This is a genomic window from Synergistaceae bacterium (assembly GCA_031272035.1).
GTDB lineage: Bacteria > Synergistota > Synergistia > Synergistales > Aminobacteriaceae > JAISSA01.
The window spans coordinates 1-11,691 of record JAISUO010000016.1; the positions used below are offsets into that span (position 1 = coordinate 1).

12 protein-coding genes are annotated in these 11,691 nt (G+C 55.8%); 9 read left to right on the top strand and 3 right to left on the bottom strand.

Annotated features, from left to right (window positions below):
• The 3 genes from LBR61_01815 to cas2 form a co-directional block, all read left to right on the top strand.
• A partial coding sequence (locus LBR61_01815; GenBank protein MDR1730809.1) for a CRISPR-associated protein Cas4 occupies positions 1-309 on the top strand: 309 nt, incomplete at its 5' end.
• Between the two features lie 21 nt (positions 310-330).
• Positions 331-1,332: a type I-B CRISPR-associated endonuclease Cas1b gene (gene cas1b / locus LBR61_01820; GenBank protein ID MDR1730810.1), complete on the top strand. Its 1,002-nt coding sequence runs from the start codon at positions 331-333 to the stop codon at positions 1,330-1,332.
• A 2-nt stretch (positions 1,333-1,334) separates the two neighbouring features.
• Positions 1,335-1,598, top strand: coding sequence for a CRISPR-associated endonuclease Cas2 (gene cas2, locus LBR61_01825; protein MDR1730811.1), 264 nt, complete (start codon positions 1,335-1,337; stop codon positions 1,596-1,598).
• A 66-nt stretch (positions 1,599-1,664) separates the two neighbouring features.
• On the opposite strand, the gene cadA is transcribed toward cas2, so the two are convergent.
• The 3 genes from cadA to LBR61_01840 all read right to left on the bottom strand — a co-directional run bounded on the left by cadA (position 1,665) and on the right by LBR61_01840 (position 4,201).
• Positions 1,665-3,521, bottom strand: a complete 1,857-nt coding sequence (gene cadA, locus LBR61_01830) for a cadmium-translocating P-type ATPase (protein MDR1730812.1) — start codon at positions 3,519-3,521, stop codon at positions 1,665-1,667.
• Between the two features lie 10 nt (positions 3,522-3,531).
• A complete protein-coding gene (locus LBR61_01835; protein ID MDR1730813.1) occupies positions 3,532-3,753 on the bottom strand; it encodes a heavy-metal-associated domain-containing protein in 222 nt (73 codons plus the stop codon).
• Between the two features lie 91 nt (positions 3,754-3,844).
• Positions 3,845-4,201, bottom strand: coding sequence for a metalloregulator ArsR/SmtB family transcription factor (locus tag LBR61_01840; GenBank protein ID MDR1730814.1), 357 nt, complete (start codon positions 4,199-4,201; stop codon positions 3,845-3,847).
• A 294-nt stretch (positions 4,202-4,495) separates the two neighbouring features.
• Between LBR61_01840 and LBR61_01845 the strand changes: the two genes are divergently transcribed.
• From LBR61_01845 to lsrF, 6 genes are all read left to right on the top strand, one after another.
• Positions 4,496-4,786 (top strand): hypothetical protein, encoded by a 291-nt coding sequence (locus LBR61_01845; protein MDR1730815.1) that lies wholly within the window; start codon positions 4,496-4,498, stop codon positions 4,784-4,786.
• Between the two features lie 3 nt (positions 4,787-4,789).
• Positions 4,790-6,262: an Asp-tRNA(Asn)/Glu-tRNA(Gln) amidotransferase subunit GatA gene (gatA, locus tag LBR61_01850; GenBank protein MDR1730816.1), complete on the top strand. Its 1,473-nt coding sequence runs from the start codon at positions 4,790-4,792 to the stop codon at positions 6,260-6,262.
• A gap of 13 nt (positions 6,263-6,275) precedes the next feature.
• A complete protein-coding gene (gene gatB, locus LBR61_01855) occupies positions 6,276-7,745 on the top strand; it encodes an Asp-tRNA(Asn)/Glu-tRNA(Gln) amidotransferase subunit GatB (GenBank protein ID MDR1730817.1) in 1,470 nt (489 codons plus the stop codon).
• A 129-nt stretch (positions 7,746-7,874) separates the two neighbouring features.
• Complete coding sequence (gene fusA, locus LBR61_01860; protein MDR1730818.1) at positions 7,875-9,962, top strand: elongation factor G; 2,088 nt, start codon at positions 7,875-7,877, stop codon at positions 9,960-9,962.
• A 40-nt stretch (positions 9,963-10,002) separates the two neighbouring features.
• Positions 10,003-10,686, top strand: coding sequence for a metal-dependent hydrolase (locus LBR61_01865; protein MDR1730819.1), 684 nt, complete (start codon positions 10,003-10,005; stop codon positions 10,684-10,686).
• 128 nt (positions 10,687-10,814) lie between these two features.
• Positions 10,815-11,691: 3-hydroxy-5-phosphonooxypentane-2,4-dione thiolase (lsrF, locus tag LBR61_01870; protein ID MDR1730820.1), on the top strand; the 877-nt coding region annotated here is incomplete at its 3' end.

Here is an 11,691-nt window from a genome sequence, read left to right on the forward strand (position 1 = left end):
CAAAGCAGGGACGGGACGCTGGTTCTTTCGGAGGTGAAGAAAAGCAGCCGCTCCGAGAAGGCTTCGACCCTGCAATTGGCGCACTACCTCTACGCGCTGAAAAAAGAGGGCATCGAAGCGCGGGGTGAACTCCATTTCCCCACAGAAAAGAAGAAATGCGACCTGGAGCTTACGGACGCTCTGATCGCCGAGTTGGAATCGATCTATTCCGACATTGAAAACCTGGCTTCGCGTGAGACGCCGCCTCGGGCTGAGTGGTCCAAATGCTGTCCGCAGTGCGCGTATTCGGAATATTGTTGGACTTTATGAACGGAGAGGAATGAACTCGCAATGGGGAAAACACTGTATCTGATGAATTCCGGCGAGTTGAGACGCAGGGGGGATACGCTCTGCATCGTTCGAGAACTGGAAAAGCCCCGTTTTCTGCCTGTGGAATCCACAGATGAAATCCTGGCGTTCGGGGAAATCGACTTCAATAAAAACCTGCTGGAATTTTTGACACAAAAGCAAATCATTATCCATTTCTTCAATTATTACGGTTATTACATGGGAACTTTTTACCCGAGGGAACATCTGAACGCCGGGGCCGTCATTCTGGCCCAGGCGGCGCATTACATGGATCCGGTCAGGCGTCAGGCGATAGCGTCCGCGTTCATCGGAGGCGCGATAGAGAACATGAAAAAAGTGGCGGGCTATTATAAACGCCGCGCCGCTTTGGAGGTGGACGATATTTTGTCGGACCTCGACAGCTTCGCCGAAACGGCTTCGAAAACCGGCGATATCGCCTCTTTGATGGGCATAGAGGGGAACGCGCGCAACAGATATTATCAATTTTTCGATCGTTTGAATACGGACCCGGATTTTCAGATGGTTACCCGTACACGCCGCCCTCCGTCCAACAGAATGAACGCGCTGATCAGTTTTTTGAATTCCATGTGTTACGTTTTAGCGATTTCACAGATTTACAGGACGTATCTTGACCCGAGGATCGGTTTTCTCCACGAGACGAACTTCAGAAGTTTCAGTCTTAATTTGGACATCGCGGAGATTTTCAAGCCGATTCTCGTGGATCGAACGATTTTTTCGCTGGTCAATAAGCGCATGATTCAGGAGAAACATTTTGAAAAACAAAGCGGCGGAGGCATTTATTTGAACGAGAAGGGCAGGGAGATCGTCCTGCGCGCTTGGGAGGAAAGAATTAAGGAGACGATCGAACTCCCACAACTGAAAAGAAAAGTCAGTTATCGCGGCCTTGTCCGCATGGAAGCGTATAAAATACAAAAGCATATCCTGGAAGGCGAGAAGTATGTTCCGTTCGTCAGCAGGTGGTGACGATGTTCGTCCTGATGTTTTATGATGTGGGTGAAAAACGGGTCGCGAAGGTTCTGAAAACCGCGAGACGATATTTGACCTGGATACAAAATTCTGTTTTGGAGGGCGATTTGACGCCGGCACAGCTGGAAGCGCTGAAAATCGACGTCAAAAAAGTGATCGACGAAAAATATGACAGTGTTTTGTTGTACGTCTGGCGCGTGGAACGCTACATGCAAAGGGATTCTCTGGGTGTCGAAAGAGGAACGACCGATTATATGGTATAAAGATAGAAGAAAGCGCTGAATCAATCAATAAAAAGGTGATCCCCGGCTCTGCCGGGTGACTTGGCATTACGTTATTTTCTTCACGTTGAGAACCCTCGTGGCGTTTAGAATTGCCAGTACGGCGACGCCCACGTCCGCGAAAACCGCCTCCCACATGCCGGAAATTCCCCCGGCGCCCAAAACCAGGACGATCAGCTTAACGCCCAGAGCGAAGAAAATGTTTTGTTTCACGATTCTCAGAGTCCGTCTGGACAGTTTTACGGCCGTGGAAATTTTGGAAGGCTCGTCGGTCATGATCACCACGTCGGCCGCCTCAATGGCAGCGTCCGCTCCGAGCCCGCCCATGGCGATGCCGATGTCCGCCCTGGAAAGAACGGGAGCGTCGTTGATGCCGTCGCCGACGAACACCAGTTTCCCTTTGGCCGATTTTTGCGTCAGAAGTTCCTCTACCCTGTTCACCTTGTCGGCGGGCAGCAGTTCGGAGTACACGTCATCGATACCCAGTTCCCTGGCCACTCTTTCTCCAACGCCGCGAGCATCGCCGGTGAGCATAACGGTCCGCCGGACGCCGGACTTTCGGAGCTCATGAATCGCCCTGGCGGAATCTTCCTTTATTTCGTCCGCTATGACGAGGTATCCGGCGTATCTGTCGTCTATGGCCACATGAACCGCAGTTCCGATCGTTTCACCTTCATGGCAGGGGATGTTTATTTTTTTCATGAATTTTGAGTTGCCCGCGCAAACTTTTTTCCCGAGGACGGAAGCTCGTACCCCCAGCCCGGACAATTCCTCCACGTCGCAAACTTTCGAGGCGTCGATCTCTTTGCCGTACGCCTGCCTGAGAGAAACGGAGATGGGGTGACCGGAGAAAATTTCAGCGCAGGCCGCCATTTTGAGAAGTTCCTGTTCGGTCATATTTTCGGGGTGAATTTCCCGGACTTTGAATACGCCCTTTGTCAGAGTTCCCGTTTTATCGAAAACCACGATCTCCGTTTGGGCCAAAGCCTCCAGATAGTTGCTTCCCTTCACCAGAATGCCCCGTTTGGACGCTCCGCCTATGCCTCCGAAAAAGCTGAGGGGAATCGAGATGACCAGGGCGCAGGGGCAGCTGATGACCAGAAAAACCAGAGCCCGATAAACCCAGTCGCTGAAAGCCGCTCCCTGGATGAACAGAGGAGGGAAGAGGGCCAGAAGTACGGCCACCACGACGACGCCGGGGGTGTAATATCGCGCGAATTTGGTGACGAAGTTCTCGGAGTTCGATTTTTTGCTGCTGGCGTTTTCCACCAGGTCCAGAATTTTGCTGACCGTCGATTCGCTGAATTCCCGAATCACTTCCGCCGTCAGCAGCCCGTTGACGTTGATGCACCCGCTGAGGAGAACGTCTCCCGCCGCCACGTCTCTGGGGATGGATTCTCCGGTCAGGGCGGCGGTGTCGAGGGTAGAAGTCCCTTCAATGACTTTCGCGTCCAGAGGAATTTTTTCTCCCGCCCGGATCACGAGAATATCGCCGATCCTTGCCTCGTCCGGAGAAATTTTGACGATCTCGCCGCCGCGTTTCACGTTTGCGCAGTCCGGTCGAATATCCATCAGGTCGGCAATGGATTTGCGGGATTTATTTACGGCGGAGCTCTGAAAAAGTTCTCCTGTCTGATAAAAGAGCATGACGGCTGCGCCTTCAGGATACTCGCCGATGATGAAAGCGCCAAGGGACGCCGCCGCCATGAGGAAATTTTCGTCGAAAACCTGGCCCTGGAGAATGTTGCGAACCGCCCTGAGGACGATGTCGCCCCCCAGAATGACGTAAGCGGTCAGGTACAGGGCGAGAGAGGCGAAACCGCGCTCCGGCAGGGCAATCAGCGTTACCGCGAAAATCGCCGCTCCCGCCAGAATTTGCGCCAGCCATTTTTTGTCGATGTTCAAGATGTTATCCTCACGCCACCCGAATTTCCACCTGGGGCTCCAGTCTGTGGATAATTTCCCTCGCCGACGTGAGAATGGCCTCCATTTTTTCATCATCGGCTTCGATCGCCATTTTTGTGGTCATAAAATTGATGTTCACGCTGTGCACGCCCTCCAGTTTTCCGATGGCCCGCTCCATTTTCGCCGCGCAGTTCGCGCAGCCCAGCCCCGTGAGGCGAAATGTCTTTTTCATGGTCGATTCCCCCGTCATTCTGTATTTGATGAAGCCGGTCCGTGAATTTCGAGCTTCATTTATCTGTGTGTTCATCCTGTCATCTGTCCTGTCATTCGTCCACGTGCTGCAGCGCCGTGAGCAGAATGTCCTTGATGTGATGGTCGTCCAGGGAGTAATACACCACCTTTCCATCTTTGCGAAATTTAACCAGCTTGGCCATCCGAAGCGTTTTGAGCTGATGGGAAATGGCGGACTTGGTCATATTGAGAAGAGCTGCGAGGTCACAAACACACAGTTCGCTTTCTTCCAAAGCCCACAGGATCCGGATACGCGTGCTGTCGGCGAACATCTTGAAAAAATCCGCCACGTCGTACAGACGCGACTCCTCCGGCATTTGGGGCTTCACCCGGTCCACGACGTCCTGATGAACGGCTTCGCAGTCACAAAACAGAATTTTGTTGTCCATGAATGCCTCCTTCATAATTAATAACTCCCCTGCGTCAATACTTTTTTTAAACTTTTTTATTAATAATTGTTCACATGTTCAATCGTTATTTCGAATTATAGTTGCGCAATCGTTCAATTGTCAAGAGGTCGCTTCTAAATTTGCGTTTCTGAATTTGCGCTTCTACGCGCCGGTATTTTGAAGGTTAGCCTCAAACTGTTATAATTACTTTTGTTGCGTACACAGATAATTTGCGCTCCCGGTGTCGATAAAAGAAACTATCGAAAGGCGGATGCGCTGAAGGGGAGTGTGTCGATGAAACTGGACAGCGATGCAGTGCGCGCCATCGCGCTGGAGGGACGTTTGTCGCTGACGGACGCGGAACTGGCCGGGGCGGTGCGCTATATCAATAATTTCCTCGAGATGGTGGACCGTTTTAAGGAGCTGGATCTGACGAACGTGGAGCCCTTCGCTTTTGCGGAGTCCGTGGAATGCCCCCTGCGGGAGGATGTCGTCGGGGTGTTTCCCAACGGGAAGGAAATTCTGGCCGCGCGGTCGACCGGGACGGGACCGGCTTTCACGGTTCCGCGTATTATGGGGGAATAGAAAATGCGGCTTCATGAACTGAACGTTCGGGAAATTGCAGCCGGAGTGCGGGCACGAAAATTTTCCGCGGTGGAGGTTTTCGACGACTGTCTGGATCGATCTGTCGCCTGTGAGGGCAAAGTCGCCGCGCTGATCACGACCACGGTGGACGTCGGGCGCAGTCAGGCCCGCCGGATCGACGAGAGGCTGTCCAAAGGCGAGGATCCGGGGCCTCTTGCGGGAGTGCCCGTCGTGCTGAAGGACAACATGTGTACCCGCGGCGTTCGAACCACGGCGGGCAGCCGCATTCTCGGAGACTGGGCTCCCCCCTACGACGCCACGGTGTGGAGGCTGCTTCAGGAGGCGGGAGCCGTTCTGCTGGGCAAGGCCAACATGGACGAGTTCGCCATGGGAAACACCACGAGCACCTCGGCCTTTGGTCCGACGGCAAATCCCTGGGACCTGACCCGGGTGCCCGGGGGAAGCTCCGGGGGAAGCGCGGCCGTGGTTTCAGCGGGCTATGTTCCTTTTTCTCTGGGCAGCGATACGGGAGGATCCATCCGTCAGCCCGCTTCCTACTGCGGAATCTGCGGACTGAAACCCACCTATGGAATGGTCAGCCGTTACGGCCTGATCGCCTACGGTTCCTCTCTGGACCAGATCGGCCCCTTTACCCGCAACGTGGAAGACATGGCGCTGGTGATGGGAATCCTCGCCAGGCAGGACCCCAGGGACTCCACCAGCACCTGCGGAACCCGGGGAGAGTGTTTTTCGAAGCTCTCCGACGGCATGAAGGGAAAACGGGTGGCGCTGGTCCGTGATTTTAAGGAATTTACCCTCGACCAGGGCATCGCCGAGGCCATGAAAAAAACCATCGCCGCGCTGGAAAGCGCCGGAGCCGAGATGGTGGAGGTGTCTCTGCCCACGGTGGGGCGTTATGCGGTGGCCTGTTACTACGCCATCGCCGCCTCGGAGGCCCATACAAACCTGGCGCGTTTCGACGGAGTGCGCTACGGCTACACGGTGGACTCGTCCACGGGCCTGAAGGATATGTTCCAGGAGGTGCGTTCCTTTGGTTTCGGCGGGGAGGTCAAGTCGCGGATCATCGCGGGAACCTGCCTCACGGAGCCGGTCCGGAGCGAACAGTATTATGTGGCGGCAACGCGGGTTCGCACGCTGATCGCGAGGGAATTTTCCGAGGCGTTTCAGAACGCGGACTGTATTCTGCAGCCGGTTACGCCCTCTCTGGCGCCGAAGATCGGGGAGGCCGACGAGGACGCCATGAAGGGCTACGAATCGGACCTCTACACGCTTCCCGTCAACATGGCCGGTCTGCCCGGGTACTCGTTTTTTACGGGACATTACGACGCCGGTCTGGGGTTGCCTGTGGGGCTGCAGCTCGTGGGACCGCGCTGGAGCGACGGTGAACTGCTGAACATGGGATTTGCGCTGGAAAAGGCTCTGGGCGCTCCCGTAATCGCCAAAGCGGGACTCTGAGGGGGGATTCAGAATGTCCGACAAGGAACTGACTTTTACGCCGGTTATCGGTATTGAAATTCATATACAGCTCAAAACGAAATCCAAAATTTTCTGCACCTGTTCGGCTGATTACACGAACGATGAACCCAACTCCCACATCTGCCCGGTCTGCATGGGGCTTCCCGGCTCGCTGCCCGTCCTGAACAGAGCCGTGGTGCAGCAGGGGATGCTGGCGGGGCTGGCGCTGAACTGCTCCATCGTTTCGCCTACACTGTTTTTCCGTAAATCTTATTACTATCCCGACCTGCCGAAGGGGTTTCAGACGACCCAGAGCGACCTTCCCATCGCGGCCAGCGGGTGGCTGATGATCAGCGACGATGCGGGCAGCCCCAAAAAAGTCCGCATCAATCGCCTGCATCTGGAGGAAGACGTGGGCAAGCTGCACCACAGCGCCTCCGATGGCAGACTGGAGGGAGCGGAAACCTCCTGGGTCGACTACAACCGTTCGGGGCTGCCTCTGGCGGAGATCGTCTCGGAACCGGATATTTCCTCGGCCCGGGAGGCTGTGGAATACGTGACGGCCCTGCGCCGGCGGGTGCGATACGCGGGGGCGTCGGACGTGGACCTGGAAAAAGGAATGATGCGCTTTGACGCCAACGTCTCCATGAAGTGCTCGGACGGGCGATGGGGACGCAAGGTCGAGGTCAAGAATATGAACTCTTTCCGCGCTCTGGAGAGGGCCATCGAGTTTGAAATTAAGCGCCAGATAAAAGTCATGAGGGAAGGGGGCGAAGTTCTTCAGGAAACCCGGCACTGGAACGACGCCAAAGAAGTTACCCGGGCGTCCCGGGTGAAGGAGTTCTACCGCAAGTTCATCGTGGAGCCCGACCTGCCGCCCATGGTGGTCACTCCGGAGTGGATCGAACGGGTGAAGGCGACTCTGCCGGAAATGCCGGATCAGAAGATGGCACGTTACGTGAAGGAGCTGGGGCTTACGGAGGTGGACGCTTCCGTTTTGACGGATTCCCGGGACGTGGCGGAGTATTTCGAGGCCTGCATCGCCTGCGGCGCGAACCCCGTCAGGGCGGGAAACTGGATCCGGACGGAAATTTTGCGGTTCATGGGAGAGCGTCAGGTCGGAGCCGGCGACGTCCCCGTAAAACCCGAGGCTCTTGCGGAGCTGGTTCGTTCCGTCGACGACGGAAATCTTTCCACCACGGCGGCAAAAACGGTGTTCGAGGCCATGCTGGAGGGACTTCCCTTTGCCGAAGCGGTGAAGAAAAGCGGCGCCGTAACGGGAGGGCTCGATGCCGACGCGCTGGCGAAGGTCGTGAGTGAGATCCTGGCCGGCAACGCCGACGTCATCGAAGAAATAAAATCCGGGAAGGACACCAAAGGGAAAAAGATGAAATTCCTGCAGGGTCTCGTTATGCGGGAAACAAAGGGGCAGGCGCGTCCGGACGAGGTAAGCGCCGCAATTGAGGCGTCCCTGAAGTCATAAGAAAACATATCGATCCTGGTGTTGGGGTAATCGGGGCGACCCTGCCGCAAACAAAGGGGGAATACGTTTATGAAAAACATTGCAGGAGATTGTTTTATTTGAAAAGTTAAAGAGGAGGTAGTGGATATTATGGGATCACGTCAACCTGAGAACACGAGAAGTTTTGCACTGGTGGCTCATGGCGGCGCCGGAAAAACGACACTGGCGGAGGCCATGCTTTTCGACAACGGCCAGATTTCCCGAATGGGAAAAACGGAATCGGGCAATACGGTCAGTGACTTCAGCTCGGAGGAACAAAAACGCCAGATCTCGATCAGCACCTCTCTCATGACGCTGGAGCGCGCCGGGAAGACTCTTTTTATGCTGGACACGCCGGGTTTTGCGGATTTTACCGGTGAGATGAGCGCCGCAATCCGCGTGGCGGACGCCACTCTCATTCTGCTCAGTGCGGTGGGAGGGGTGGAAGTTCAGACCGGGCGCGCCTGGGAATACGCATCGGAGAACGAGTCTCCCGTGGTGTTCTACATTTCCAAAATGGACCGTGAAAACGCCGACTTCGCGAAGGTGCTGGCCGACATCAAAGAACAGTTCTCGGGTAACGCGCTTCCCGTATTTCTGCCGATTGGAGCGGAGACGTCCTTCAAGGGGATTGTCGATGTCCTGAAGGGGAAGGCATACACTTACACGCAGGACGGCTCCGGTAAATTTACGGAAGGCGACATTCCGGCGGACCTGACGGAGGCGGCGACGGCAGCCAGAGAAGCCCTCGTGGAGGCGGCGGTGGAGATGGACGACGCCCTGATGGAACGTTATCTTGAGGGCGAGACCGTGGCTGACGAAGATCTGAAGCGAATCCTCCGAATGGCCATCGCGAAACGCCGCATCATGCCAGTCCTTACGGGGTCGGCCGCGACCAACACGGGCGTGCAGCAGCTTTTGGACTTTATCGTGGATTATTTCCCCTCCCCCCTGGACCGCGGACCCGTCAAAGCCGAGCAGAACGGCGCCACGGTGGAGGTTGCGCCGGACGTCAAAGCGCCTTTTTCCGCGCTTTGCTTCAAGGTCATGGTGGACCCCTACGTGGGTAAGCTGTCGTATATTCGCGTTTGTTCGGGGGCTCTTTCCTCCGATGGCAACAACATTTATAACGTTAAAAAAGGAGAGGACGAGCGTATCAGCTCTTTCCGCTTCATGATGGGGAAGGACGGAAAAGACGCCAAAGAGGTCATTGCCGGCGACATCGTGACGATTCCGAAGCTGCAGAGTACGAAGGTGGGACATACGCTGGCGACAAAGGGCGGAGCGACGTATCTTTTCCCGCATATCGAATTTCCCGCTCCGGTTTACAGCGTTGCCGTGTTCGCCAAAACCCGCGCGGACGAGGATAAGCTGGGCAACGCCATCGCCCGAACCCTCGAAGAGGATCGCAGCCTGACCTTCGAGAAGAACCCCGAAACCCACGACAACGTTCTTTCCGGCATGGGCGACCTGCACATCGACATCGTGCTGGCGAAGCTGAAAGAACGCTATGGCGTCGAGCTGGACATCAAAACGCCGCAGGTTCCTTACCGCGAGACGATAAAAAAGACCTCCGAAGCTCAGGGCAAACACAAGAAGCAGAGCGGCGGTCACGGTCAGTACGGTGACGTCAGCATTCGCTACATCCCGCTGGAGCGGGGGGCGGGCTTCGAGTTCGTGGATAAAATTGTCGGCGGAGCGGTGCCGAAAAACTACATTCCCGCGGTGGAAAAGGGGCTGCGCGAGTATATGGTGAAGGGCCCGCTGGCCGGCTTCCCCGTGGTGGACTTCAAGGCGGAGCTGTATTTCGGGTCGTACCACGATGTGGACAGTTCGGAAATGTCGTTTAAACTTGCGACGCGGCTTTCCTTCAAAAAGGGAATCATGGAAGCCTCTCCGGTGCTGCTGGAGCCCATTATGAACGTAGAGGTCCGCGTGCCCGACCAGTACATGGGCGACGTAATGGGAGACTTCAACAGCCGCAGGGGGCGCATCATGGGAATGGAAGCTCACGGCCGCCTTCAGGTGGTCAAGGCCCAGGTTCCTCTTGCGGAAATGTTCCGTTACGCCATTGTCCTGCGTTCCATGACCTCGGGGCAGGGCAGCTTTTCCATGACCTACTCGCATTATGAGGAGGTTCCGGGCGACATCGCCAAAAAGGTTATCGCCGCCCACAAGCAGGAGGAAGAGGAAGAATAACAATAGAAATAAGAATAATAACCGGAGGAGGGGGATATTGATGGTAAAAGTCACTTTTCTGGGACACGCGGCGTTTCAGTTGGAGGATGGGGATTACACTCTTCTTATCGATCCGTTTTTTACGGGAAACGGACAGACTCCGTTCAAGGCGGCGGATTTTAAAAAAGTGGACTATATCCTGGTGACCCACGGACACGGCGACCACGTGGGCGACACCGTGGAAATCGCCGGCCGCACGGGAGCCACGGCCATCGCCAACGCGGAGGTTTCGGGCTGGCTGTCGGGCAGGGGCGTCAAAGTTCATGCCATGCACATCGGCGGAGATTTTCGTTTCCCCTTCGGACGGGTGAAGCTGACCCCCGCGTTCCACGGGTCTTCCATCAACGATGGAGGAAAACCCTTTGACGGGGGATTTCCCTGCGGTTTTCTGGTCACGCTGAAGGGAAAAACGATTTACCACAGCGGGGACACGGCTCTGATGCTGGAAATGAAGCTGCTGGAGGATGAAAAGGTGGATGTGGCTCTGCTGCCCATCGGAGGAAACTACACCATGGGGATCGACGATGCCGTGAAGGCCGTGAGTTTCATCAAACCCAAAATAACGGTGCCCATGCACTACGACACGTTCGACGTCATTAAAGCCGACCCGAAGGACTTTGCCGCGAAAGCGGCCGCTCTGACCAGTGTGAAGGTCCTGAAGCCAGGGGAAAGTCTGGAGCTGTAAAGTCTGGAACTGTAAGAAAAAAATAGCCGAAAAACTGCCTGAAACCTGCAAAAGGCCTCGGGGGGCTGCGAGCCTCATTGAGCGAACGGCTCCGCCCCCTGACTTTTATGATAACAGGAGGTAAGGAAATGGCTGAGAAGGATGCCGCTCAGACGACGAAAAATTACATGGAAGACGTTCCTCCGCCGCAGCAGACTTTCCATGTCAAGGGCATGGAACACGCGGACTGGGGCCTGAAGGACAGATTGTCCCGCATTTTCAGTCCGAAGACGGGCAGAACGGTGATGCTGGCTTTCGACCACGGCTACATCATGGGCTCCACGGCGGGGCTGGAACGCATGGATCTGACTATTCCAAAACTGGCGCCCTGGGTGGACGTTTTCATGGCGACGCGGGGGGCGATTCGCACCTGTATTCCCCCCACCTTCAACAAGGCTGTCGCTTTGAGATGTTCCGCGGGGAGCAGCGTTTTGCAGGACGACGTCATTGACGAGGGAGTGGCTGTGGACGTGGAGGACGCGATCCGGATGAACGCCTCCTGCATGGCGATTCAGTCCTTCATCGGTTCTCCCAGAGAGCGTGAAAGTATCGACAACATCAATCAGGCGGTCAACGCCGGCAACCGTTATGGCCTGGCGACGCTGGGAGTCGTTGCCGTCGGCAAACAGATGGAGCGGACGACGCGTTTCTTTCTGCTGGCGACGCGGATGCTGGCGGAATTTGGGGTTCATATCGTCAAGACCTATTACTGCGAGGATTTTAAAAAGGTTGTCGCCGCATGTCCGGTTCCCATCGTGATCGCGGGAGGCAAAAAGCTGCCGGAAGATCAGGCTCTGACGCTGGCGTATCGGGCGATCTCCGACGGCGCCGCGGGAGTCGATATGGGACGCAACATCTTCCAGGCGGAGGATCCTGTCGCCATGGTCCAGGCGATCGAAAAAGTCGTCCACGAAAATTACACCGACAAATCCGCTTACGAATTTTACCGCGACACTCAGAAAAAAT